This is a genomic window from Streptomyces sp. NPDC001381, assembly GCF_042895685.1.
GTDB lineage: Bacteria > Actinomycetota > Actinomycetes > Streptomycetales > Streptomycetaceae > Streptomyces.
The window spans coordinates 953,569-977,751 of sequence record NZ_JBIAWO010000001.1; the positions used below are offsets into that span (position 1 = coordinate 953,569).

Genomic DNA, 24,183 nt, shown 5'->3' on the forward strand with positions numbered 1-24,183 from the left:
GCTCATACCCCCTGGGAGCCGGAGTCGCCCCGGGCGCGGTCGAGTTCGTAGAGCCGGGCGAGGACGCCGAGGGCCAGCGAGTGGGCGGTGCCCGGCTGCCGGTCGAGCAGCTGGCGGGCGCGGCGCAGGTCGGCCTCGATGGCCCTGACCTGTTCGCCCTGGGGGCTCCTCGGGGCGGGCGCGGGCTGGTTCATCTGCTCCTTGCCGAAGAGGTGGGCGGCCTCGCTGAGCGCCGCCTGGGCCAGCGTGGACATCTCGGGGCTGCGGATCGGGTTCTGCGAGTAGAGGCCGTGCGCGGCGACCATGCACTCGGTGACGCGCTCGGTGATGCTCCAGGACAACGGGCCTTCGCGGACCGGGAACTCCGGGTAGACGGCGTGCACGTTGTCCCACAGGCCGACGCCCTCGCCCTCGGTGATGCGGCGGGACCAGAGGTGGTCGAGGATGTCCTCGGCGAGCCGCAGCAGCCGGTCCTGCGAGGCGATGTTCCTCGACAGCGCGCACAGTTGGACGGTCCGTTTGAGCAACTGCGCGGCGAAGTCGCCCATCGTCCACTTCATGGCCGGGCCCAGCTTTTCGCTGCCCAGCAGGGGCAGGCTGACGCCGGGGTTGTGCAGGCCGACCGCCGGGTCCTGACGGGTGGGGCGGCTGGTGATGCGGCCGCGGTCGGCGAGACGTTCCATCACCGCGACGGTGCGGGTGAGGTCGTCGTCGGTGGCGCGCCGGCGGACCAGGTCGTGGACGAGGATGGAGGCGACGGAGAGGGAGAAGTACTCCGACTCCAGCTGCTGGAGCGTGGTGCGCCAGGGGATCTCCTCCAGCGGCCAGGTGGCGTCGTCGAAGCGGGCGATGGCGGACCAGTACTGCTGGGTGATCTCCCAGCGCAGCCGCAGCGCGTCGGCCAGCTTCTGCTGTTCGGCGGTGAGCAGGCCGAGGACGAGGGTGCGCTCGGAGGACAGGTCGGGGATGCCGTCGAGGGCGACGACGGTGAAGTACAGGTAGGGCACGGCGCGGGCGACGCCCTCGGGCTGTTTGCCGATGTCCTGGGCGGTCTTCGGCTCCACCTCGATCTCGGGTGCGCCCTTCACCAGGCTCCAGGCCCAGCCGCACTCGAAGAGGCGGTTCTCGTTGCGCAGTTCGTCGGTGACGTCGGTGTCGAGGCCGAGGGTGACGCTCTCGGTGATGAGGGCGCGCAGCGACTTGAAGCGCTCCTGGAAGCGGGCCAGGACCTGCCGGTCGGAGAGCCGGCCGCGGCCGAGGAGCCGGGAGAGCGCCTGTCCCTGTTCGGAGGAGATGTCGACGACGTTGACGGTGAAGGAGCGCAGCAGGCTGACCATGGCGGCGGTCAGCCGGGCGCTGGTCTCGTCCCTGAGCTGGTCGATCCGGGCGAGGGTGGACGCCCGGCGGGTCTTGCCCCGGTACACCTTGAGGAAGCCGAGGGTGGCCAGGCACAGGGTGATCGACATGGAGTACGAGTCGACGACGCCGACCTCGCGCTGTTCCTTGGAGAGCTCCTGCTCGGGGTCCTCCGCCGCGAAGTAGTAGCCGCCCGCGAAGGTGGGGCCCTCCTCGCCGCGGTGCTTGTCCATGAAGTCGCCGAGGATCTCCACGAGGTTCGCGGGAATCTCGCTGGAGTCACCCGCGTTCCGCAGGGCCCTTTCCACGTCGAGCTGAGTGGTGTCGGGGTCGTCCAGCCGGAACGGCTCGATCTCGGTGGCGGGGTAGAGAAGGCAGAGCAGCCGCTCGGCGTCGGCGACGCTGCTGCGGCCGCCCCATTCACCCCAGTCCCATTCCCCGTCGCCCCAGGAATGGCGGGCGACGGCCTGCCACACTTCGAGCAGATTCTGTCTCGGCTTGATCTGCATGCCCATTCCCCTCGCACAGGCCGGTCCCTACGGAAGACGATTCACGGAGTCATTCTTTTCCGTCGGCCGCAGACCAGGATCATTCCGTCGTATCCGTCGCGCACATAATGGTCCGGGTCTTCCATCCGGTACATCTTCATGTCCTCGGCGAAATCACCGAGGGCCGCCTCGACCTTCACCTCGTCGATCTCACGGGTGGCGGGGAAATCCACATCGCCGACCCGGTATCCCCTGGAATGCTTCATGAAGGCGGCGGCGAAGGGCGCGCCCTGATTCAGGACGCTCATGAAACAGCCGACCCCGCGCCGGAACTCGTCGAGTGACGTCGTGATGGATTCGGCCACGAAGAACATCGTGCCGAGATCCCAGCGGCGGCTGTCCGCGCAGAGGTCGAAGAGACTGCCCCGCTCGGGCTGCTGCACGGCCTCCTTGAAGCGGACCCTGGGCGTGACGTCCAGCTCGGCATATGCCTTGTCCTCGCACAGGACCTCCCAGAACTGGTCCCAGTTCTTGGCGTAGTCGGCGCACTGGCCGCGAAGGTACTCCAGATTGCGGGCGGACCACTCGAGGAGCGTGATCCGGTCGCACCAGGGAAGCATGGTGAGGGCGGGATAGAGGTTGGGACCGGCGCCGACGTCAATACCGGAAGGGACGCGGTCATGACCCCGGAAATGATCACTGAAGTGGTCCCGGACCCGGGAAATGATCTCCTTGTCCACCGCCTGCATCCGGATGTAGTTACGCCTGATGTACGCCTCCGGGTCGAAGTCGTCCCAGCGTACGTCGGCATTCAGTTTTCGGGCGGCGGTGGTTCCAGAAGTCATGGTTCACCTTACCGTAAGTCTACCAGTGCGCGGGGGTCTTGAAGCTGTGGATGGACCTGGCAATGATGGAGATCAGGTACGGAAATCACACAAGGCCCCCATTCGATTTATCGACATTCACAAGGGGACGGCATGACTCCACTTCCCGGAGATCATTTCCGGTCGACCGCCGGTTCGACAGTGAGCCAGGGACCCGGGGACCAGGGACCCGGGGAAAGGAACTTACGGATCAGAACGGCCACCGATGCGGATCTGCCCCATATCGTCCGCCTCGACGAGCAGGCCTTCCCGACCGACCCCTACCCGTTCTTCGTGGTGCGCCAACTTCTCACGGCGTTCCCGGACTTCCTGCTCCTCGTGGAGGACGACGAGGACCTGCGCGGCTATGTGTTCTCGACCCCGCCGCGCGCCGCGGAGAGCTGGGTCCTCAGCCTCGGGATCGTCCCCGACCTGCGCGGACACGGGCTGGGCCGGAAGCTGATGGTCGAGACGCTGATGAAGCTGCGGGCCGAGGGCGCGCGCACCGTCCGGCTCTCCGTCGAGCCCCGCAACACCCCGGCCATCACGCTCTACGAGGACCTGGGCTTCGTACCCGATCCCGACGGCCCCTGCCTGGACTACTTCGGTCCCGGCGAAGACCGCCTCCTCATGACCCTGGCCCTGTGAAGCTCCGGACGTAGCGCCGCTGCCACGGCGTCTCCACGGCGTGCCGGTCGTAGTTCCGGCGCACGAACTCCACCGCCTCCCCGGCCGGTACGCCGTCCAGTACCGCCAGGCACGCCAGCGCGGTCCCGGTACGTCCCCGCCCGCCGCCGCAGGCCACCTCCACCCGCTCGCCCGCCGCCCTGCGCCACGCCTCGACGAGGGCCGTACGGGCGTCGGCGCGGTCCGCCGGGAGCCGGAAGTCGGGCCAGCGCAGCCAGCGCGCCTCCCAGGGCACCTCGGGGGGCGGCTTGCCGAGCAGATAGAGGCCGTACGACGGCGCGGGCGCCGCCGCGTCGAGCGGCCGCCGCAGCCCGCGCCCCCGCACCGACCGTCCCGAGGGCAGCACCAGCACTCCGGGCTCCCCCGCCCGCCACGCCCCGCCACCGCGCTCCGTCCCCGTCGTGTTCTCCACACCCTCATTCGAACGCGGCCGGCGGGCCGGGGCAACCGATTCCCCCCGACCGGTGGTCTGGAGGGCGAGGAGGGTGCTTGATGCAGGCCGAACTAGAGGATCGGTTCCAGGAGTTCGTCAGAGCGCGGTGGTCCCGGCTGGTGCGGACCGCCTATCTGCTCACGGGCGACGTCCACCACGCCGAGGATCTGACGCAGACCGCGCTGGCGAAGGCGTACCGGTCGTGGCGGCGGATCTCCCGCAGCGACAACCCGGAGGCGTACGTCCGGCGGATGCTGGTCAGCTGCAACAGCGACCGGTTCCGCAAGCGGCGGGTCTCCGAGGCGCTGACCGCGGCGCCGCCGGAGCGGGCCGGGCGCGACGAGGCCACGGGGCGGGTGGAGGAGCGGGGCTCGCTGATGGCCGGGCTGGCCCAACTGCCCGCGAAACAGCGGGCGGTGGTGGTGCTCCGGTACTGGGAGGACCTGTCGGAGGCGGAGGTGGCCCAGGTGCTCGGCTGCTCGCCCGGCACGGTCAAGAGCCAGGCGTCCAAGGGGCTGGCGAAGTTGCGTACGTATCCGGGACTGGCCCCCAGCCGCACGGTCTCCGGGCAGGCCCAGGGAGGCGGCAGGTGAGCGGCGAACAGCACTTCGACACCGATTTCGAGCAGCGGCTGCGGGAGCTGCTGGTGCGGGACGCCGACATCGTCCGTCCCGCACCGGCCCCGTATCCGGCGATCAGGAGGCGTGGCATGGCGGAGCGGCGGCGGCGGGCGGCGGCGGTGGGAGCGGCGCTGGTGGCGCTGACCGCGGTGCCGGTGGGCGCGTACGCCTGGGCCGGCGGGAACGGGGAGCGGGTGGTGGACACGGCGACGCCGATGACATCGGCCAGTGCCCCGCGGAGCACGGGCGCCTCGCCGGAGGAGAGCGGGCCCGCGCGGCCCGCGGGCGACGGGCAGCTGCTCGACGGCATCACCTTCGCCCAGGCCTCCGACGGGCTGCGCAGGTGCCTGGCCGCCGAGCGCCCCTCGTCCTCGCTCGGCGTCGAGCTGGGCAGGGCCGAGGACTACCGGATCCTCCTCGCGGCCAAGAGCACGGGCGACTCCAACGACCCCGGTGACGGCTTCCACGTCGTCGGCGTGAAGGACGGGCCGGCCGGCTTCCGGGTGATCTGCGACATCAAGGACGGCGAGGCCTCCGGCATCAACGTCAGCGCGCGCGACGCCGCGGCGGCGGACGCGGGTCCGGTCGTGCCCGACCCCAACGCCGGCGACCTCTACCGCCAGTCGGTCATCGACCGGGGCCAGTGGAAACTGCCGTACCGCTGGGCGGCCATCGGCTACGTCGACGAGTCGGTCGCCAAGGTCACCGTCACCTACGGCGACAGCACCACCGACCCGGCCGTCCTCGACCACGGCTGGTTCGTCGCGGCCGGAGTCGTCCACCAGCAGGTCGATCTCGCCCCGCACATCATGGGCTACGACAGCGACGGCAAGCTGGTCTACGACTCCGACACCGACAAGGGGTACTCGCGCGAGCTGTACTAGAGACCCTTCAGACGGCGGAACCCGATCCTCTCGTACGGTCCTGCCGTACCCGTCTCGTACAGCACCCCGGTCGTCTGCGCGTCCACCCGGACGAGGTCGGAGTAGGCGGCGGGGTCCGGCGACAGCGTCACCGCCGGGGTGAAACCCCCGGCCGGATCCGTGGCACGCCAGACCGTGAGGGCCCGGCGGGCGGTCGGGCCGGACGGGGCGGAGAACAGCAACGGGGCTCCCGGCCCGGGGAGCTGGAGGGTGCTGCCCTGGACGACGGGGACCGCGAGAGTGGGCTGCGGGGCGTAGGGCCGGGCCAGGGTCTCACCGCCGTCCTCCGAGACGGCGTCCACCCGGTTGCCGGGGGCCGTGCCGCCCTGGTCTCGGGCGCTGAAGTACACGCGTCCGTCGGGGAGCTGGGCGGCCGAGCTCTCGTTGGCGTTCACCGTGCCGTCGTGTGCGGCGTCGACGAACCCGAGCCGCCAGGTGCGGCCGCCGTCGTCGCTGAGCAGGGCGTGGCCGCCGTAGTGGCGGGACTCCCGGCCCGTGTCGGGGGAACCGGGAGGCGGGGCGGCGGAGTGGTCGGCGGGGACGACGAGGCGGCCCGCGTACGGGCCCCGGGTGAGGGCGAGGGCGTGACCGGGGCCGGTGGCGTACCAGCGCCAGGCCGGCCGCGCGGCCGCCGCGGTGATGTCCCGGGGCCGGGTGAAGCGGAGCCCGTCGTCCCGGCTGTGCTGGACGAACACCCGGCGGCCGGGCGCCTCGCCCCGCATGATCCCGGCCTCGGTCGCCGTTCCCTCGTTCGCGCAGCTCACCAGCACGACGGCACCCGTGCGCGGATCGACCACCGGCGCCGGGTTGCCCCGGGTGTCCCCGTTCCCGGCGGCCACCACCGTCAGCGGGCCCCAGGTGCAGCCGCCGTCGGTGGAACGGCGCAGCACGATGTCGATGTCCCCGCTGTCCCCGGGCCCGTCCCGGCGCCCCTCGGCGAAGGCCAGCACGGTGCCCCGGAGCGTGGTGACGGCGGCCGGGATGCGGTAGGAGGCGTAGCCGCCCTGCCCGGAGACGTACGGCACCGAGGAGGTGCAGCGACCGGGGGCCGCGGCGGCCGGGGCGGCGGTGAGGGGAGTGAGGAACACGGCGGTGGCGAGGAGGGTACGGCTCAGGAAGGTCATCCCAGCTCCATGTGCGGACTGCCCACATCGTCCCCGGCGTCACCACCCCCGGCTCGTACGCCACGACGACGAGTCGCGCGCGGCTCCCGGTGTCGCTCAGGCCCCGTCCGACCGGGGCGGGCGGGGGCGGGTCAGGAGGGGGTGCCGGCCGCCGCCAGCAAGCGCGTCACGTCGTCCGCGCAGATCGTCAGCGCCGCGCCCACCGTCGCCAGCACCTCCCGCTCGGCCGGCGTGTACGGCCCGTCCGCGAGGGCGATGCGGGCGCCCTGGAGGAGGATCGATTCGCGGCCGGCCGGGGCGAGATGGGGCGCCAGGGGGTCCAGGGCCTCGTGGAGCTCTATGGCGAGGCCGGCGCCGCAGGGTTCGCCGTAGGTGCGGCCGGTGTCGGCGGCGAGGGCGTCGACGAGGGCGGCCAGCTGTTCCCGGGTGCAGTCGGCGAAGCCGGCCGCGCGCACCGCGCCCGCCGCCGTCTCCAGGGACGTGGGCGAGCAGGGGCTGCCTGCGGACAGGACCGCGAGCGCGACGGTGTGGACGGCGTCGCGGAGCATCGCGGAGAAGCGGGTGGTGGTGGGGTGGTCGAGGACGTCGGTGCCGTACTGGCACCGGCAGGCCGCGCACTCGACGACCGGGCCGGTCCGCCCGCGCGAGAGGACCGGCAGGCCCAGCAGGGTGAACCTGCGGTGCCCGGTCAGCCGCTGGTAGTTGCGGTCGCCGCCGCAGCCGGGGCAGAAGAACTCGCCGTCCCCCACGGGGGTCCACGCGGTACGGGTGCCCAGGATGCGGGCAAGCCTGGTGACCTGGCCGTCTCGTCCCCGTCCTGGCAGCACGTCGCACCTCCGTAACCCCGCGGCAACATCGCCACGTCTGCGTGATGTTAGCCACATCGGGGAGGAGTAGTCAGCACCCAGGACGAGACCTTTCCGTGACCTCCACGTGGCGGTGGCCGATAACCGACGGGGCCTCGACCGCCGTATACGACGATCAAGGCCCCGGAACCACCGGTCAGGATGGTCAGCGCGCGGCGCGGTTGACGGCGGAGACGACCGCCTTCAGCGACGCACGCGTCGTGTTCGCGTCGATGCCGATGCCCCACAGGACCTTGTCGTCGATCGCGCATTCGATGTAGGAGGCGGCCTGCGCGGAGGCGCCCTCGCTCATCGTGTGCTCCTGGTAGTCGAGCAGGCGTACGTCGATGCCGATGGACTGCAGGGCGTCGAAGAAGGCCGAGATCGGACCGTTGCCGGAGCCGGTCAGGACGGTGTCCTCGCCGTCGACCGTCGCCTCGACCGTGAGGGTGTCCACGCCGTCGGTGTCGGTCGTGGACTGGCCGGTGCGGACCTGGATGCGGCCCCACGGGTTGTCCGGGTTCGGCAGGTACTCGTCCTGGAAGACCGACCAGATGTCGGAGCCGGTGACCTCGCCGCCCTCGGCGTCCGTCTTCGCCTGGATGATCTTCGAGAACTCGATCTGCATCCGGCGGGGCAGGTCCAGCTTGTGGTCGTTCTTCAGGACGTACGCGATACCGCCCTTGCCGGACTGCGAGTTGACGCGGATGACGGCCTCGTAGGAGCGGCCGACGTCCTTCGGGTCGATCGGCAGGTACGGGACCGCCCACTCGATGTCGTCCACCGTGACGCCCTTGGCGGCCGCGTCGGCCTCCATGGCGTCGAAGCCCTTCTTGATGGCGTCCTGGTGGGAGCCGGAGAAGGACGTGTAGACCAGGTCGCCCACGTACGGGTGGCGCGGGTGGACCTCCATCTGGTTGCAGTACTCCCACGTACGACGGATCTCGTCGATGTCGGAGAAGTCGATCTGGGGGTCGACGCCCTGGGAGAACAGGTTCATGCCCAGGGTGACCAGGTCGACGTTGCCGGTGCGCTCGCCCTGCCCGAACAGACAGCCCTCGACACGGTCGGCGCCGGCCATCAGCGCCAGTTCGGCGGCGGCGACGGCGGTCCCGCGGTCGTTGTGCGGGTGGACGGAGATGCAGACGTGCTCACGGCGGGAGATGTTCCGGCTCATCCACTCGAAGCGGTCCGCGTGGGTGGACGGGGTGGAGCGCTCGACGGTGGCCGGCAGGTTCAGGATGATCTCGCGGCCCGGGCCGGGCTGGTAGACGTCCATCACCGCCTCGCAGACCTCCAGCGCGAAGTCCAGCTCGGTGTCGGTGAAGATCTCGGGGCTGTACTGGTAGCCGAACTCGGTCTCCGGGCCCAGCAGCTTCTCCGCGTACTCCATGACCAGGCGGGTGCCGTCGACGGCGATCTGCTTGATGTCGTCCTTGGAGCCGCGGAAGACCACCCGGCGGAAGACCGGCGCGGTGGCGTTGTACAGATGGACGGTGGCGCGCCTGGCGCCCTTCAGGGACTCCACGGTCCGCTCGATCAGGTCCTCGCGGGCCTGGGTCAGCACGGAGATCGTGACGTCGTCCGGGATCGCGCCCTCTTCCTCGATGATCGAGCGCACGAAGTCGAAGTCGGTCTGGCCGGAGGCGGGGAAGCCGACCTCGATCTCCTTGTAGCCCATCTTGACCAGCTGGTCGAACATCCGGCGCTTGCGCTCGGGCGACATCGGGTCGATCAGGGCCTGGTTGCCGTCGCGCAGGTCGGTGGAGAGCCAGCGGGGGGCTACGGTGATCCGGTTGTTCGGCCAGGTGCGGTCGGGGATGTCGACCTGCTCGTACTGTCCGTACTTGTGGATCGGCATCTGGCTGGGCTGCTGGCGGTTCGCCATGGTGCGGTGGCTCCTCAGGATGTCCGGATGGACGGCCGACGACGCAACACCGAGCTCCGCGGGGAGGGGGTCGGCCTCGACTACAGGCCCTCGCCGCGGCAGCTAAGGAGAAGCAGCCCGAAACGCATAGTGCTCCGCAGCCTAGCCGAGCCGCTTCCGTCGCGTGGGGTCCGTATCAGTATGCGGGACCACGGGGACCAATCGGGCGAAACGTGCGCTATACCACTTCCCGCTGCGGATCGGCCGCGTTTGTCACCGTTTTTCACCGATCATGGTTGCACATGGTGACAGCGGCATAACACAGTGCAAGGGTGCCGCTCATGATGACGAACGGGGGCTTCGAGCCCGTCTTCTGCACCGTCGTACCGCCGCATGTCCTCGACAAGCTGGCCCGGCACGACGACCCCGCACTCTCCGGTCCCGCCCAGCGCACCCTGGTGCGCGACAGCGAGCTGCGCGCCAGGCGCCGGGTGACCAGCGAGTTCCGCCTGTGGGCGGGCCCGACGGCCAAGGCGCCGGCGGAGCAGCCGCTGCGCACCATCTACGACGCCGGGCACGGCACCGACCTGCCCGGCACCAAGGTCCGCTCCGAGGGCCAGGACCCCGGCCGGGACGCCACCGTCAACCGCGCCTACTCCGGGCTCGGCGCCACCTTCGACCTGTATCTCAAGGCCTACCGGCGTCACTCGATCGACGACGACGGTCTGCCCCTGGACGCCACCGTCCACTACGACGAGGGCTACAACAACGCCTTCTGGAACGGCGAGCAGATGGTGTTCGGCGACGGTGACGGCGAGATCTTCACCGACTTCACCAACTCCATCGACGTCATCGGCCACGAACTCACCCACGGCGTCACGCAGTACACGGCGAACCTGACCTACTACGGCCAGCCCGGCGCCCTCAACGAGTCGGTGTCCGACGTGTTCGGCTCGCTCATCAAGCAGTACTCGCTCGGCCAGACCGCCGCCGAGGCCGACTGGCTGATCGGCGCGGACATCCTCGCCCCGGGCGTCACCGGCTCGGCCCTGCGCTCGATGAAGGCCCCGGGCACGGCGTACGACGACGACGTGCTCGGCAAGGACCCGCAGCCCGCGACCATGGACGACTACGTGCGCACCGGCCGCGACAACGGCGGCGTGCACATCAACTCCGGCATCCCCAACCACGCGTTCTACCTGGTCGCCACCGCCCTCGGCGGCCACGCCTGGGAGAAGGCGGGCCAGCTCTGGTACGACGTGCTGACCGGTGGCGAGCTGACGTCGGGGGCGTTCTTCACCGACTTCGCTGGACTCACCGCCAAGGCCGCGCGCGAGCGCTTCGGCGACGGCAGCGACGAGCTGCAGGCCGTACGGAAGGCGTGGGAGCAGGTGGGGGTGCGGATTCTCTGACCGGGCGATAGACAGGGACCCATGCGTATTCAGGTGAGGCGCACGGGCGGTTTCGCGGGCATCGGGCGGCAGGCCGAGGTGGACACCTCGGGGCGGCCCGATGCCCAGGAGTGGCACACCCTGGCCGAGCAGGCGGTCGCCGCCGGGCAGGGCGTGCCGCCCCTGGGCGTGCCCGACGGATTCAGCTACGAGATCACGGTGGACGGGAAGACGGTGTACGCGGCCGATCCCGCACTCACCCCCGAGCAGCGGACGCTCATCTCCCGCGTGCTGCGGGAAGGGGCGTGAGGGCTGGGCCGGGACAGGGGCGCAACTGGTAGTTCACGCCTGGACGTTGACTTCCTTACCCGGCGGTAAGGATGATCCCGCCCATGGCGAACGATCCGCGCGACGCGGCGCACCCGATACCCCAGTTCCCGGCCGGCTTCCTGTGGGGTGTGTCCACCTCCGCCCATCAGATCGAGGGCGCGGTGGACCGGCGCGAGCCGTCCGTGTGGGACACCTTCACGGCCGAGCCGGGGCGGGTGAAGGACGGCTCGACGGCGGCGGTGGCCTGCGACCACTACCACCGCTACCGCGAGGACGTGGCCCTGCTGTCGGGGCTCGGCGTGGACGCGTACCGCTTCTCGGTCTCCTGGCCCCGGGTGAACTCCCCCGGCGGCCTGGACTTCTACGACCGTCTCGTCGACGAGCTGCTGACGGCGGGCGTCCGTCCCGTCCCGACCCTGTTCCACTGGGACCTGCCGGCGGACCTGGACTGGCTGGAACGGGACACGGCGTCCCGGTTCGCGGAGTACGTGTCGGTGGTCGTGGACCGGCTGGGCGACCGGGTGCAGAAGTGGATCACCCTCAACGAGCCCGCCGAACACACCCTGCTGGGCCACGCCCTCGGCACCCACGCCCCGGGCCGGCAGCTCCTCTTCGACGCGCTCCCGGTGGCCCACCACCAGTTGCTGGCCCACGGTCTCGCCGTACGGGCCCTGCGCGCGGCCGGTGCCACGGACATCGGCGTCGCCAACTCCCACGGCCCCACCTGGCCCGCCTCCCGGGAACCGGCCGACGTGGAGGCGGCGGCCTTCTACGACGTCCTGCTGAACCGCCTGTTCGCCGAACCGCTGCTGCTGGGCGAGTACCCCGAGGGGCTCGGCGAGCTGATGCCCGGGGACGTGGCGGCCGACCTCAAGGTCATCGGCGAGCCTCTCGACTGGTACGGCGTCAACTACTACGCCCCGACCCGGGTGGGCGCCCCGCAGGGCACGGAGATCGAGTTCGGCGGGATCCGCATGCCGGCCGACCTGCCCTTCTCCGTCCAGGACATCGAGGGCGTCCCGGTGACGGACTTCGGCTGGCCGGTCGTCCCCGAGGGCCTGACCGAGCTGCTGACCACCTTCAAGGAACGCTACGGCGACCGCCTGCCGCCCGTGGTCATCACGGAGAACGGGTGCTCCTACGAGGGCGTCGACGACCAGGCCCGCATCGCGTACCTCGACGGCCACATCCGGGCCCTGCACCGGGCGCTGGAGGCGGGGGTGGACGTACGCGGCTACTTCGTGTGGTCCCTCCTGGACAACTTCGAGTGGGCGGAGGGCTACGCGCGCCGCTTCGGCCTCGTCCACGTCGACTACGCCACCCAGACCCGGACCCCGAAGGCGTCGTACCGCTGGCTGCGGGACGTGCTGCGGGCGCAGAGATGACGACCGCCGGCCGGGCCCCGGCCGCCGCGCTGGCCGAGCCCGTCGAGCGGGTGGGCCGGGGCTGGTCCTCCGCCCTCTCCCTCGCCAACGGGGCGATCTGGGTGGGCTGGTACGGCCCGCTGCAGATCCTGCTCGCCTCCCAGGCCGAGGACTTCGCGCCCGGCTCCGGCATGTCGAAGGAGACCATGCTGGCCTGGGTGACCGGCGTGGGTGCCCTCGTGTCGCTGGTGGCGAACCCGCTCTTCGGCGCCCTGTCGGACCGCACGACCTCCCGGTACGGCCGCCGTACACCGTGGATCGTGGCGGGCGCGGCGGGCGGCGCCCTCTCCCTGCTGCTGCTCGCGGCGGCGGACGGGGTGTGGACGACGGCGCTGGGCTGGTGCCTGGTGCAGCTCACCCTGAACGCGGCCTTCGCGGCGGTGACCGCCGCCGTCCCGGACCGTGTCCCCCGGCTCCAACGAGGTTCCGTGGGCGGCTGGCTCGGTGTCGCGCAGGTGCTCGGCGTGGTCGGCGGGACGGCGCTCGCCACGGCCGCCGGGGGTGTGGGCGCCGGGTACGCCGCGTGCGCGGTGTTCACGGCGGTGGGCGTGCTGCCCTACGTCCTGCGGTTCGAGGACCTGCCGCTGGCGGCGGAGGACCGGCCGCCCTGGTCCTGGCGCGGCTTCCTGGCGGGCTTCTGGCTCAGCCCGCGCCGCCATCCCGACCTGGGCTGGGCCTGGCTGACCCGGTTCCTGATGAACCTGAGCAACGCGCTGGTGCTGCTGTACCTGCTCTACTACCTGCGGGACCGCCTCCACCACGCCGACCCCGAGCACGGCGTGCTGATCCTGACGGCCGTGAACGGGGTGACGCTGCTCGCCACCGTCGTCGTGGGAGGCGTCTGGTCGGACCGGGTGGGCCGGCGCAAGCCGTTCGTGATCTGGTCCGGCGTGCTGATGGCGGTGGCGACGGCGGGGCTGGCGGCCTGGCAGACCTGGCCGGGTGCCGTCGTGGCCGCGGCGGTCCTCGGGATCGGCTTCGGCGTGTTCACCTCCGTGGACTTCGCGCTGATGACGGACGTGCTGCCGAAGGCCCTGGACCGGGGCAAGGACCTCGGCGTCATCAACGTCGCCAACGCCCTGCCCCAGGTCGCGGCCCCGGTCCTCGCCGCGCCGATCGTCACGTACCTGGGCGGCTACCGGGTGCTGTACCTGGTGGCTGCGCTGGTCGGACTGGCGGGGGCGGTGCTGGTGGGGAGGATCAGGGGCGTCGACTAGGGGGTGTTTCGAAAGTCCTGCGCGGGTGCTGTGCGGGACTTTCGAAACACCCCCTGGGAGCGGTCGCCGTCCCGGGGCTCCGGTGTCACAGGGCTCCGGCGTCCCGGGCGGACCAGACGGTCGGGTGGATCGGGCGGAAGCCGAGGTCCCGGCGGATCCGCCGGGTGGACATGACCCCGAACCAGGGGTCGGGGTCCGTCCGGGTCCGGAGCTCGGCGGGGACCTCCACGCCGTTGAGCTGGTACAGCTCGACCGCCGTCACGGGAGCGTCGTCGGCGATGTTGTAGACCGGGCGGGTCACCCCCGGCGCGTGCAGGAGACGCAGCAGCCCCTGGGCGACGTCCGCGTGGTGGGCCATCTGCAGCCGCTGGGCCGCCGCCCAGGTCGCGGCCCACCTCAGGGACTGGGCGAGGTGCGGATCGCCCTCGCCGTAGACGAAGGGCAGCCGGCCGACGCGCACCTCCATGCCGTCCAGCGCGAGCAGTTCCCGCTCGGCCGCCGCCTTCGACTCGGTGTACGCCCCCCACATCTCGCCGCCGGGACGGATCTCGTCCTCCTCGACCAGCGGGCGGCCCCGCCCGAGCCCGTACACCAGCCCCGTGCTGACCTGGACGAAGCGCCGGACGCCCGAGGCGAGCGCGGCCCGCCCGAGTTCCACCGCCGCGTCCCGATTGACGGCCCACGCCTCCTCGTCCGGCACCCCGCGGAAGGACGCGGCGACGTTCACCACCGCGTCCGCCCCGGCCACCGCCTTGCCGAGTGCCTCGGCGTCCCGCAGGTCCCCGAGCACCACCTCGGCGCCCAGCTCCGCGAACCGCTCCCCGCGGGCCGCGTCGCGCACCAGCACCCGCACCTGCTCCCCCGGCCCGGCCTGCGCCAGCAGCCTCGGCACGAACCGCCGGCCCACCTGTCCCGTCGTCCCCGTCACCAGTGTCAGCATCGTCATCCGCTCCTCTCGGTGTGATGCCACCACTCTTGGAGGGAGCCGCCGCGGGCGGGAGAGACCCGTCGATCAGGGGACCGGCAGTCCCTGGATAAGCCGGGCGGGATGCCGCAGCCTGAAGAGGTGAACCGGACCGAACTCGCCGACTTCCTGCGCCGCGGGCGCGCCCGCCTGGCCCCCTCGGAGGTGGGCCTGGCGCCGGGTGCACGGCGCCGTACGCCCGGTCTGCGCCGCGAGGAGGTGGCCCAGCTGGCGGGCATGTCGGTGGACTACTACACGCGCCTGGAACAGCGCCGGGGCCCGCGTCCGTCCCGCCAGATGCTGGCGGCGCTGGCCCGCGCCCTGCGCCTCACCGACGACGAACGCGACCACCTCTTCCACCTGGCCGGCGAGGAACCGCCGCGCCGTGAGACGGCGTCGGCTCACGTCCCTCCGGGGCTGCTGCTGATCCTGGACCGGCTGCACGACACCCCGGCGCAGGTGGTGACCGACTGCGGGGAGGTCCTGGCCCAGAACGCGATGGCCCGGGCCCTGACCCTCGACGTGATGTCCCGGCCCCCTCGCGAGCGCAACCTGGCCCGCCTCTACTTCCTGGACCCGGACGCGCGCACCCTGTTCCCGGAGGAGGACCGCGCCGAGCACGCCCGCGCCCACGTGGCCAATCTGCGCGCGGTGACCGCGGCCCGCCCCGACGACCCGGAACCGGCCGCGCTGGTCGCCGAACTGCTCGCGGGCAGCGAGGAGTTCGCCCGCCTGTGGGGCGAGCACGAGGTGTCCCTGCGGCACCGCGCGACCAAACGCTTCCGGCACCCGCTGGTCGGCCTTCTCGACCTGGACTGCGAGGTCATGCTCAGCCACGACCGCCACCAGTACCTGGTCATCCACACGGCCCGCCCGGGCACGCAGGCCCATGAGCGGCTGCGGCTGCTGAGGGTGGTGGGGCTGCAGGACATGTCCCCCCGGGAGGCGGCTCCCGGCCGGATGGGCTAGAACCCCAGCTTGCGCAGCTGCTTCGGGTCGCGCTGCCAGTCCTTGGCCACCTTGACGTGGAGGTCCAGGAACACCGGGGTGCCGAGCAGCGCCTCGATCTGCTTGCGGGACTTGATGCCGACGTCCTTCAGCCGGCGGCCCTTGGGGCCGATGATGATGCCCTTCTGGCTCGGCCGCTCGATGTAGAGGTTCGCGTGGATGTCGAGGAGCGGCTTGTCGGCGGGGCGGTCCTCGCGGGGGAGCATCTCCTCGACGACGACCGCGATGGAGTGCGGCAGCTCGTCGCGCACGCCCTCCAGGGCCGCCTCACGGATCAGCTCGGCCACCATCACCTGCTCGGGCTCGTCGGTCAGGTCGCCCTCGGGGTAGAGGGCGGGGCCCTCCGGGAGCATCGGGACCAGGAGGTCGGCCAGCAGGTCCACCTGCCGGTCGCCGACCGCCGAGACCGGGATGATCTCCGCCCACTCGATGCCCAGCTCCTTGCCCAGCTGGTCGATGGCGATGAGCTGCTCGGCGAGCGCCTTGGAGTCCACGAGGTCGGTCTTCGTGACGACGGCGACCTTCGGGGTCTTCTTGATCCCGGCCAGCTCCTTGGCGATGAAGCGGTCGCCGGGGCCGAGCTTCTGGTCGGCGGGCAGGCAGAAGCCGATCACGTCGACCTCCGCCCAGGTGGTGCGGACCACGTCGTTGAGGCGCTCGCCGAGCAGGGTGCGCGGCTTGTGCAGGCCCGGGGTGTCGACCAGGATCAGCTGGGCGTCCGGACGGTGCACGATGCCCCGCACCGTGTGCCGGGTGGTCTGGGGGCGGTTGGAGGTGATCGCCACCTTCTGCCCGACCAGAGCGTTCGTGAGGGTGGACTTGCCCGCGTTGGGGCGGCCCACGAAGCAGGCGAAGCCGGCGCGGTGAAGGGTCCCGGCCGGCTGCTCGGATGACTGGTTACGAACGCTCATGCCGCCCATTCTCCCTGATCCATCAAGCCCCGCCGCACATACGAGCGGCAGCGCCCCTCCCGGTGAGCTCCCGGAAACCTGTGCGCAACGAAACGTCACGGAAACACACCCGTACGCGAGCGGAAACCAGGACCGGTGAACCTCTGACGAGCCCCCGCACCGATGGAGACCCCGTGACGACTTCCGCCGCCGCACACGTCGACACCGGCGACACCGCCTGGCTGCTCGCCGCCACCGCGCTCGTCCTGCTGATGACCCCGGGCCTGGCCCTCTTCTACGGCGGCATGGTCCGCACGAAGAGCGTGCTCAACATGCTCATGATGAGCTTCGTGTCGATCGCGCTGGTCACGGTGGTGTGGCTGGCGGCCGGCTACTCCCTCGCCTTCGGGGAGGACGCCGGGGGCGGCCTCATCGGCGGGCTCGAACACGCCGGCATGTCCGGCCTCGGCCCGGACAGCGTGCAGGGCACCGTCCCCACCGTTCTCTTCGCCACCTTCCAGCTCACCTTCGCGATCATCACGGCCGCGCTCATCAGCGGCGCGATCGCGGACCGCGCGAAGTTCGCCGCCTGGCTGGTGTTCGTGCCCGTCTGGGCGCTGCTCGTATACGTTCCCGTCACCCACTGGGTCTGGGGGCCCGGCGGCTGGATCCTGGACCGGCTCGGCGCCCTGGACTTCGCCGGCGGTCTGCCGGTCGAGATCACCTCCGGTGCCTCGGGGCTGGCGCTCTGCCTGGTCCTCGGTCCCCGCCTCGGCTTCAAGAAGGACGCGATGCGTCCGCACAACCTGCCCATGGTGGTGCTGGGCGCGGGCCTGCTCTGGTTCGGCTGGTTCGGCTTCAACGCGGGCTCGGCCCTCGGCGCCAACGGCCTCGCCGCCGCGGCCTTCCTCAACACCCTCGCCGCCGGCTGCACCGGCCTGCTGGGCTGGCTCTTCGTCGAGCAGAAGCGCGACGGCCACCCGACGACGCTGGGCGCCGCCTCCGGTGCCGTGGCGGGTCTGGTCGCGATCACGCCCTCCTGCGGCTCGGTCTCGCTGCTCGGCGCCCTGGTGGTCGGCCTGGCCGCCGGTGTCGTCTGCTCCTACGCCGTGAGCTGGAAGTTCAAGCTGAACTACGACGACTCGCTCGACGTCGTCGGCGTCCACCTGGTCGGCGGCGTCATCGGCACCCTCCTCATCGGCGTCTTCGCGGTCGACACCATGACCGGCGGCACGGAGGGCCTTCTCTACGGCGGCGGCCTCACCCAGCTCGGGAAGCAGCTGGTGGCCGTGGCCGTCGTGGCGGCCTACGCCTTCGGCGTCACCTACGGCATCGGCACGCTGCTCGACCGCACGATCGGCTTCCGGGCGGACGAGGACCAGGAGCACACCGGCCTGGACCTTACGGTCCACGCCGAGACCGCATACGATCACGGCGTCCTGGGCCACGGTGCCCCGGTCGCCCACTCCGTCCTCCCCTCCGCCCAGAAGGTCAAGCCGCAGGCATGAAGCTCATCACCGCGATCGTCAAGCCCTACCGCCTCGACGAGGTCAAGACGGCCCTGCAGGAGCTCGGCGTCCACGGTATGACCGTGACCGAGGCCAGCGGGTACGGCCGCCAGCGCGGCCACACCGAGGTCTACCGGGGGGCCGAGTACCAGGTCGACCTCGTGCCGAAGGTCCGTATCGAGGTCGTCGTGCGGGACGCGGAGTCGGAGGCCGTGATCGACGCGATCGTGCGCGCCGCGCAGACCGGGAAGATCGGGGACGGGAAGGTGTGGGCGCTGCCGGTGGAGACGGTGGTGCGGGTGCGGACCGGTGAGCGGGGACCCGACGCGCTTTAGCCTCCGGCGGGCCGGCCGACTTTCGGGTGCGGGTGCGTGGGGGCTGGTCGCGCGGTTCCCCGCGCCCCTTTGGGGCGCCTTCGCCGCCGTCTGATCAAGAGCCACCCGGCGATGGCGATCCCCGACGCCAACACCCCCGCCACCAGCCACGGCACCGCCACGAAGGACGCCGTCGCTGACTCCTTCGTGTTCCTGGCGGTCGCCGTGAGTTCGACGTCCGTCCAGTCGAGCTGCGGGGCTCCCTTCCAGCGTTCCGTCAGGTGGACGCGCTGGCCCGGGAGGAGCTGGGAGGGGATCTTCTTCAGGTCGCGGGTCAGGAGTGTGCGGCCGAAGAGGCCGCTCGCCCTCAGCTCCACCTTCGGTTCCAGGGTGACGTTCCCGGTGTTGTGCAGGGTGTAGGAGATCGTCGCCGTGCTGGCGCCGAGGCCGGGGACGAGGGGCTGGTGGTGGCTGACGTGGACGTTCTCGACGGCGAGCGCGGGGAGCGTGGGGCCGCCGACCGTGAGGTAGACGCGGGCGCCGACGGCCCGCTGTACGCCGAGGGCGACCGAGCCGTCGCCCCGGTCGATCCGCTCGTCGAGGGCGACGATCGCGCCGGGGTGGTCGCCGGGCTCGGCGCCCCGGGGCACCTTGATGGTGAACGGCACGGTGACCGTCCTGTGGCCGGGCACGGTGACCCGTTCCTTCGGCAGCTCGGCCCACGCGCCCACCCCCCGCATGCGCTCTCCCGGTGACTTCACGGCGAAGCCGCCGTCGCGCGCGGTGTTGTAGGCGTCGGCGGCGTACAGCCGGAAGGTGAGGGGCTTGCCGGTCTTGTTGGCGACGACGACCTTGTCCTCGACCGTCTGGCCGGGGTCGGCGGAGACGTAGAAGTACGGCCGTGCGGCGACGGCCGAGGAGAGGGGATGGACGGACCAGCTCCCGTTGTCGGCGGCCCGGGCGGGCGCGGCGGACAGCAGGCCCAGGAGGAGCGGCAGGAGGAGGACGTACGGCTTGCGCAGCAGCATGGGTGCGGACCCCCACAGACGTACCACGGGTGATGGAACGGGCTCGGTGGACGGGCGGGTGCGGGCCTGTGGGGCGGCCGCCCGGCCACCGCGGGGACGGGTGGGTCAGGTGAGCGTGAGCGTCAGGACGCCGGCGTACGCGCCCGGGGGTGTGAACGCCGGTACGTCGAGGGAGAGTCCGGCACTCGCGGTGAACTCACCGCCGGTGAGCGTGCCGTCCGGCGTGGACGCCAGGGTCGCCCCCGCGCCTCCCACGACGCCGGGCGACCCGGCCTGACAGGTGCTCGGGCTGCCCGCCTTGGTGGTGCACGCGGGCGTCCAGCTCAGCTTGCCGGCGTCGATCTTGGCGCCGGGTCCGCTGAAGTCGGTGACCTTGCCGGTCAGGGACCAGCCGGCGGGCCCGCCGCGGTAGTCCTTGACCGTCACCGTGTTGAGGTCGCCGGTCGAGCGGTCGCCGGAGCCGAAGTCGACCGTGGACATCGTGACGCTGTCCCCGGTCTGCGCCATCGACAGGTCGCCCGCCTTCACGGTCGCCGTCAGCCGCTGACTGCCCTCGGGTACGGGCGTGTCGTCGATGACGACGTACGCGGCGGGCGGGGTCCCCAGCTCGGCGGTCCAGGCGCTGCCCTCGTACGCCACCACACCGGTCGTGGTGAGGTCGTTGACGACGAGCGATCCGGAGATGCCGCCCGAGGAGCCCGCGGTGACGGTGGTCCGGTCCGCGGTCGGGCCGGATCCCGACCGCCCGGCGACGGTGACCGTCGCGCCCGGGGTGAAGCCGCCGCCGGTGAAGGTGACGGGGTCACCCGGGGCACCGGAGGCCGAACCGAGGCCGAGGTTGCGGGTGTTGGCCGGGGGGTTGTCGGCCGCGGTGATTGTCTCCGACACCGGGGCGGGCGGGTTGGTCACCGTGCAGACGGTGTCCAGCTCCAGGATGTAGCTGGTGTGGATGTTGTAGTCGCCGGGTGCGAGGGTGATCGCGTCGGGCGAGGTGACCGTGAACGTGCCGGTCATCGAGAACGACGGGAAGGCGGCCTTGCCCGGCACCGGGTCGTTCTTCCTCGGGCCCGCGACGGTGACGTCCCCGGTCTGGGCGCCGCCCAGGGTGACCTTGCCCGTCGGCGTCATGATGTCGGCCGGCAGGTCGATCGCGGTGGGGTTGGCCGCGGCGGCCGTGACCACCGTGTACGTCACGGTGACGGTGTCCCCGACCTCGGGGCTGGTGTCGTCCACCGTGATCTTCGCGGTGGTGGTGCCGTCGATCGGCGGGAGGCCCGCGATCGCGGGCGGGATGCAGTGCGTCGCGAAGTCCACGTCGGTCGCGGCGCCGGCCGGGCACGCCAGCGCCCCGCCCGCGGTCACCGCGAGCGCGGTCGCCCCGAGCAGCGACGCCCAGCGCCGTCTTCGGGAACTGCGGCCATTGCGGGGTGAACCCATGTTTGCCCCCTCCTCCGGGGTGCGGGCGCAGCGGCTCTTCTGCGCCGACAGGGGGCATTGACGGGCGGATCGCGAGAGAAGTCAATGGACTCGGCGAGAGAAACTGATGAACCGTCAGCTTCCTGATGCTGCTCGGAAACTGACGGTCCGTCAATTCAGTTTCCGGCCGCTATCAGTCGAACACGAACGGACCCGGTGCCTGCGCCGTGCTGGTCGTACAGGTGAGGGTGATGCCGAGGACCACCATCTTCAGCGATCCGCCGTTGAAGTCGAGCTTGTCACCCGAGGCCACGGTGCCGGGCAGCGGGCCGACCGTGATCGAGGCGCCGGCCGCCATGGCCGGGTTGACGGAACCGCTGAAGACGCGTGCGGAACCCGTCGAGTTCGCCATCGTGAGCGTCGAACTGATGCTGTTGGCGCCGAGCGCGATGGGGGTGGTGATCGCGGAGGAGGTGAGGGTGATGGTGGCCGAGGTACCGGACTGGGTGGCGGTGAGCGTGGCCGCACCACCGCCGAAGATGCCGCAGCTCGCGGTGATGGTGGCGGTCGTCGGGGTCACCGCGGCGGCCGAGGGCGCGAACACCAGCCCGGTGACCGCGAGGGCCCCGGCCAGCAGTGCCGCACCTGATCCGATTCGCTTGCTCATGGGATTCCGGCTCCTTCCCGGATGTGGGGAGACGGACGGCCGGAACGGGACGGTGGGTGCGGTCACCGGGCCCGGTGGGGGGTGTATCTGACGGTCCGTCGGAAGTTACGGGTCCCATTGACGCGGGAGGGGTGCGGGAAGGGCAAGGTTGAATTCCGGCCGAACTGGAACCGGGGTCCCGGGGACCGAGCCCCGGCACCTCAGCCCGCGGAAACGGTCAGCCGGACCGTCCCGTCCGGCGAGGCCACCAGCACCGGGGTCCCCGGCCCGCCGAGATCACGCACGGCGTCGAGATCGTCCTCGGCGGCACCTTCCGCGTCGGTCACCACGGCCGCCGCCTCCAGGGACGCCGCTCCCGACGCCACCGCCATCGCCACCGCCGTCCGCAGCGCGCTCAGCTTCAGCGACGGCAGGTCGACCGTCCCGGCGACATACGTACGTCCCGTCTCGTCCCGGACGGCGGCCCCCTCCGGCACGCCGTTGCGGGCCCGCGCGGAACGGGCCAGGGTGACGATCTTGCGGTCCTCGGGGTCAAGCGCGCTGCTCTCGGTCATGCCCCGAGCATACGAAGTACCCGGCCCCGCACCCCGCCACGGGGGTACGTCGCGCCCCGCCGGTCCCGCCGACCGGGCGGTGACGGCCGCCCGCGCCTCAGGGGCGGTCCAGCCGCAGCCGCTCCGCGCGCGGCAGTCCGGCCACCACCAGGTCGTAGGAGTCCTCGATCAGCTCCCGGACCAGGCGGTCCGGGAGGCCGCCGTCGGCGGTCACCGTGTTCCAGTGGCGCTTGTTCATGTGGTAGCCGGGGGCGATCAGACCGGGGTGCTCGGTGCGCAGCCGGACCGCGTCCTCCGGGTCGCACTTGAGGTTGACCTTCAGGGGCCGCTCGTCCGTCCAGCTCAGTGCGAACATCTTGCCGCCGACCTTGAAGACCGAGATCTCCGGGCGGAACGGGAAGTCCTCCACCACCGCGTTGAAGGACAGACAGAAGGCGCGCAGCTCCTGCGGGGTCACTCCGGTTTCGTCTCCTCCCGCGGTGGACCGGCCGGATCCACCGGCTCCACCAGCACCGTCACGATCTTGTTCCGGCGGCCGGCGGCCGCCTCGGCGGTCAGGCGCAGGGCGCGGCCGTCCGGGAGGTCGACCACGCCGGACGCCCCGGCGATGGGGACCCGGCCCAGGGCCTTCGCGAGCAGGCCGCCGACGGTCTCCACGTCCTCGTCGTCGTACTCCTCCAGGCCGTACAGCTCGCCGAGGTCGGTGATGTCGAGGCGGGCGGTGACCCGGTACCGGTCGTCGCCCAGCTCCTCCACCGGCGGGAGTTCACGGTCGTACTCGTCGGTGATCTCGCCGACGATCTCCTCCAGGATGTCCTCGATGGTGACGATCCCGGCCGTGCCGCCGTACTCGTCGATGACGACGGCCACGTGGTTGCGCTCCTGCTGCATCTCGCGCAGCAGGTCGCCGGCGTTCTTGGTGTCGGGGACGAAGGCGGCGGGCCGCATGGCCGTGGACACCAGGTCGGACTCGGCGTCGCGGCTGATGTGCGTCTTGCGCACCAGGTCCTTCAGGTACACGATCCCGACGATGTCGTCCTCGCTCTCCCCGGTCACGGGGATGCGCGAGAAGCCCGAGCGCAGGGCGAGGGTCAGGGCCTGGCGGATCGTCTTGTAGCGCTCGATGACGACCAGGTCGGTCCTGGGGACCATGACCTCCCGGACGAGGGTGTCGCCGAGCTCGAAGACGGAGTGCACCATGCGCCGCTCCTCGTCCTCGATCAGCGACTCCTTCTCGGCGAGGTCGACCAGCGCGCGCAGCTCCGCCTCGGAGGCGAAGGGGCCGCGGCGGAAGCCCTTGCCGGGGGTGAGCGCGTTGCCGATGAGGATGAGCAGGGACGGGACCGGGCCCATGATCCGGGCCAGCGGGAGCAGGACGTACGCCGCGGCCGTCGCCGTGTTCAGCGGGTGCTGGCGGCCGATGGTGCGCGGGGAGACCCCGACGGCGACGTACGACACGAGGACCATCACACCGATCGCGGCGAGCAGGGCGGTGGCGGTGCCGTCGATCTCCTGAAGGCAGGCGTAGGTCACCAGCGCCGCGGCCGCCATCTCGCAGGCGACGCGGACCAGCAGCGCCACGTTCAGATAGCGGGTGGGGTCGGCGGCGATCTGGGCGAGCTTGGCGCTGCCGCGTCGTCCGGACCGTACGGCTTCCTCGGCGCGGAAGCTGGAGACGCGCGCGAGGCCCGCCTCCGCGCAGGCGGCGAGCCACGCGACGACGACCAGGGCGATCGCGCCGGAGACGAGGGTGGGGCTCATGAGACGGTCGGGGCCGGGGACGGGCCGGTCAGGCCCCTCTCCGCACGCCAGCCGTCCACGATGGCCGCCTGGAGGCCGAACATCTCGGCCTTCTCGTCGGGCTCCTCGTGGTCGTAGCCCAGCAGGTGCAGCACGCCGTGGACGGTGAGGAGCTGGAGCTCCTCGTCCATGGAGTGCTGCGTGGGCGCGTCGGCGCCCTGCTTGGCGGCGACCTCGGGGCACAGCACGATGTCGCCGAGGAGGCCCTGCGGGGGCTCGTCGTCGTCCTTCGACGGCGGACGCAGCTCGTCCATCGGGAAGGACATGACGTCCGTCGGCCCCGGCAGGTCCATCCACTGGATGTGCAGCTGCTCCATGGCGTCGGCGTCCACGACGATCACCGACAGCTCGGAGAGCGGGTGGATGCGCATCCGTGCGAGCGCGTAGCGGGCGATGTCGAGGATCGCCTGCTCGTCGACCTCGGTTCCGGACTCGTTGTTGACGTCGATCGACATGGTGCTGCTGT

Annotated in this window: 25 protein-coding genes; 10 read left to right on the top strand and 15 right to left on the bottom strand. The window is 71.6% G+C overall.

Annotation, left to right across the window (positions count from 1 at the left end; all coding sequences use genetic code 11):
* Positions 1-2 precede the first annotated feature (2 nt).
* Both ACFY2L_RS04260 and ACFY2L_RS04265 read right to left on the bottom strand, forming a co-directional pair.
* Positions 3-1,865 (bottom strand): SCO2524 family protein, encoded by a 1,863-nt coding sequence (locus ACFY2L_RS04260; RefSeq protein ID WP_390821444.1) that lies wholly within the window; start codon positions 1,863-1,865, stop codon positions 3-5.
* A 41-nt stretch (positions 1,866-1,906) separates the two neighbouring features.
* Positions 1,907-2,689 (bottom strand): SCO2525 family SAM-dependent methyltransferase, encoded by a 783-nt coding sequence (locus ACFY2L_RS04265; RefSeq protein WP_390655396.1) that lies wholly within the window; start codon positions 2,687-2,689, stop codon positions 1,907-1,909.
* A gap of 180 nt (positions 2,690-2,869) precedes the next feature.
* On the opposite strand from ACFY2L_RS04265, the gene ACFY2L_RS04270 reads away from it, so the two are divergent.
* Positions 2,870-3,355, top strand: a complete 486-nt coding sequence (locus ACFY2L_RS04270; protein ID WP_390655395.1) for a GNAT family N-acetyltransferase — start codon at positions 2,870-2,872, stop codon at positions 3,353-3,355.
* Here ACFY2L_RS04270 and ACFY2L_RS04275 read toward each other — a convergent pair.
* On the bottom strand, positions 3,336-3,806 hold the full coding sequence (locus ACFY2L_RS04275) for a protein phosphatase (protein WP_390655394.1): 471 nt from the start codon (positions 3,804-3,806) through the stop codon (positions 3,336-3,338). The two genes, ACFY2L_RS04270 and ACFY2L_RS04275, sit on opposite strands and share 20 nt — an antisense overlap.
* An 80-nt stretch (positions 3,807-3,886) precedes the next feature.
* Between ACFY2L_RS04275 and ACFY2L_RS04280 the strand changes: the two genes are divergently transcribed.
* Positions 3,887-4,420, top strand: coding sequence for a SigE family RNA polymerase sigma factor (locus ACFY2L_RS04280; protein WP_390655393.1), 534 nt, complete (start codon positions 3,887-3,889; stop codon positions 4,418-4,420).
* Positions 4,417-5,331, top strand: coding sequence for a hypothetical protein (locus ACFY2L_RS04285; RefSeq protein WP_390655392.1), 915 nt, complete (start codon positions 4,417-4,419; stop codon positions 5,329-5,331). Before ACFY2L_RS04280 ends, ACFY2L_RS04285 begins: the two co-directional genes overlap by 4 nt.
* On the opposite strand, the gene ACFY2L_RS04290 is transcribed toward ACFY2L_RS04285, so the two are convergent.
* The 3 genes from ACFY2L_RS04290 to leuA form a co-directional block, all read right to left on the bottom strand.
* Positions 5,328-6,494 (bottom strand): exo-alpha-sialidase, encoded by a 1,167-nt coding sequence (locus ACFY2L_RS04290; RefSeq protein WP_390821445.1) that lies wholly within the window; start codon positions 6,492-6,494, stop codon positions 5,328-5,330. The genes ACFY2L_RS04285 and ACFY2L_RS04290 overlap by 4 nt on opposite strands.
* A 131-nt stretch (positions 6,495-6,625) precedes the next feature.
* Positions 6,626-7,321, bottom strand: coding sequence for a TerB family tellurite resistance protein (locus ACFY2L_RS04295; protein WP_390655390.1), 696 nt, complete (start codon positions 7,319-7,321; stop codon positions 6,626-6,628).
* Between the two features lie 184 nt (positions 7,322-7,505).
* Complete coding sequence (leuA, locus tag ACFY2L_RS04300; protein WP_390655389.1) at positions 7,506-9,227, bottom strand: 2-isopropylmalate synthase; 1,722 nt, start codon at positions 9,225-9,227, stop codon at positions 7,506-7,508.
* Between the two features lie 320 nt (positions 9,228-9,547).
* Here leuA and ACFY2L_RS04305 point away from each other — a divergent pair, with 320 nt between their 5' ends.
* From ACFY2L_RS04305 to ACFY2L_RS04320, 4 genes are all read left to right on the top strand, one after another.
* Positions 9,548-10,618 carry a M4 family metallopeptidase gene (locus tag ACFY2L_RS04305; RefSeq protein ID WP_390821446.1) on the top strand — a complete coding sequence of 357 codons (1,071 nt, stop codon included), beginning with the start codon at positions 9,548-9,550 and terminating at the stop codon, positions 10,616-10,618.
* A gap of 21 nt (positions 10,619-10,639) precedes the next feature.
* Positions 10,640-10,906, top strand: a complete 267-nt coding sequence (locus ACFY2L_RS04310; protein WP_390655387.1) for a protealysin inhibitor emfourin — start codon at positions 10,640-10,642, stop codon at positions 10,904-10,906.
* An 83-nt stretch (positions 10,907-10,989) separates the two neighbouring features.
* Positions 10,990-12,312: a GH1 family beta-glucosidase gene (locus ACFY2L_RS04315; RefSeq protein ID WP_390821447.1), complete on the top strand. Its 1,323-nt coding sequence runs from the start codon at positions 10,990-10,992 to the stop codon at positions 12,310-12,312.
* Positions 12,309-13,568, top strand: coding sequence for an MFS transporter (locus tag ACFY2L_RS04320; protein ID WP_390821448.1), 1,260 nt, complete (start codon positions 12,309-12,311; stop codon positions 13,566-13,568). Before ACFY2L_RS04315 ends, ACFY2L_RS04320 begins: the two co-directional genes overlap by 4 nt.
* A gap of 85 nt (positions 13,569-13,653) precedes the next feature.
* On the opposite strand, the gene ACFY2L_RS04325 is transcribed toward ACFY2L_RS04320, so the two are convergent.
* Positions 13,654-14,508: an NAD-dependent epimerase/dehydratase family protein gene (locus ACFY2L_RS04325; RefSeq protein WP_390656173.1), complete on the bottom strand. Its 855-nt coding sequence runs from the start codon at positions 14,506-14,508 to the stop codon at positions 13,654-13,656.
* Between the two features lie 126 nt (positions 14,509-14,634).
* Here ACFY2L_RS04325 and ACFY2L_RS04330 point away from each other — a divergent pair, with 126 nt between their 5' ends.
* Positions 14,635-15,501, top strand: a complete 867-nt coding sequence (locus ACFY2L_RS04330) for a helix-turn-helix transcriptional regulator (protein ID WP_390655384.1) — start codon at positions 14,635-14,637, stop codon at positions 15,499-15,501.
* Here the strand turns inward: ACFY2L_RS04330 and era are convergent.
* Positions 15,498-16,451, bottom strand: a complete 954-nt coding sequence (gene era, locus ACFY2L_RS04335) for a GTPase Era (protein ID WP_390655383.1) — start codon at positions 16,449-16,451, stop codon at positions 15,498-15,500. The genes ACFY2L_RS04330 and era overlap by 4 nt on opposite strands.
* Positions 16,452-16,624: 173 nt before the next feature.
* On the opposite strand from era, the gene ACFY2L_RS04340 reads away from it, so the two are divergent.
* Positions 16,625-17,938, top strand: coding sequence for an ammonium transporter (locus ACFY2L_RS04340; RefSeq protein ID WP_390655382.1), 1,314 nt, complete (start codon positions 16,625-16,627; stop codon positions 17,936-17,938).
* Positions 17,935-18,273 carry a P-II family nitrogen regulator gene (locus ACFY2L_RS04345; RefSeq protein ID WP_390655381.1) on the top strand — a complete coding sequence of 113 codons (339 nt, stop codon included), beginning with the start codon at positions 17,935-17,937 and terminating at the stop codon, positions 18,271-18,273. The genes ACFY2L_RS04340 and ACFY2L_RS04345 overlap by 4 nt, the downstream gene beginning before the upstream one ends.
* Here ACFY2L_RS04345 and ACFY2L_RS04350 read toward each other — a convergent pair.
* The 7 genes from ACFY2L_RS04350 to ybeY form a co-directional block, all read right to left on the bottom strand.
* Positions 18,270-19,274, bottom strand: coding sequence for a WxL protein peptidoglycan domain-containing protein (locus tag ACFY2L_RS04350; protein ID WP_390821699.1), 1,005 nt, complete (start codon positions 19,272-19,274; stop codon positions 18,270-18,272). The genes ACFY2L_RS04345 and ACFY2L_RS04350 overlap by 4 nt on opposite strands.
* 111 nt (positions 19,275-19,385) lie before the next feature.
* Positions 19,386-20,717 (bottom strand): beta-xylosidase, encoded by a 1,332-nt coding sequence (locus ACFY2L_RS04355; RefSeq protein WP_390821449.1) that lies wholly within the window; start codon positions 20,715-20,717, stop codon positions 19,386-19,388.
* Between the two features lie 172 nt (positions 20,718-20,889).
* A complete protein-coding gene (locus tag ACFY2L_RS04360) occupies positions 20,890-21,363 on the bottom strand; it encodes a hypothetical protein (RefSeq protein ID WP_390821450.1) in 474 nt (157 codons plus the stop codon).
* A 200-nt stretch (positions 21,364-21,563) separates the two neighbouring features.
* Positions 21,564-21,917: a cytidine deaminase gene (locus ACFY2L_RS04365; RefSeq protein ID WP_390655378.1), complete on the bottom strand. Its 354-nt coding sequence runs from the start codon at positions 21,915-21,917 to the stop codon at positions 21,564-21,566.
* 97 nt (positions 21,918-22,014) lie between these two features.
* Positions 22,015-22,374: an MmcQ/YjbR family DNA-binding protein gene (locus ACFY2L_RS04370; protein WP_390655377.1), complete on the bottom strand. Its 360-nt coding sequence runs from the start codon at positions 22,372-22,374 to the stop codon at positions 22,015-22,017.
* Complete coding sequence (locus tag ACFY2L_RS04375; RefSeq protein WP_390821451.1) at positions 22,371-23,678, bottom strand: hemolysin family protein; 1,308 nt, start codon at positions 23,676-23,678, stop codon at positions 22,371-22,373. Before ACFY2L_RS04375 ends, ACFY2L_RS04370 begins: the two co-directional genes overlap by 4 nt.
* Positions 23,675-24,172 carry an rRNA maturation RNase YbeY gene (ybeY, locus tag ACFY2L_RS04380; protein ID WP_390655375.1) on the bottom strand — a complete coding sequence of 166 codons (498 nt, stop codon included), beginning with the start codon at positions 24,170-24,172 and terminating at the stop codon, positions 23,675-23,677. Before ybeY ends, ACFY2L_RS04375 begins: the two co-directional genes overlap by 4 nt.
* Positions 24,173-24,183 lie beyond the last annotated feature (11 nt).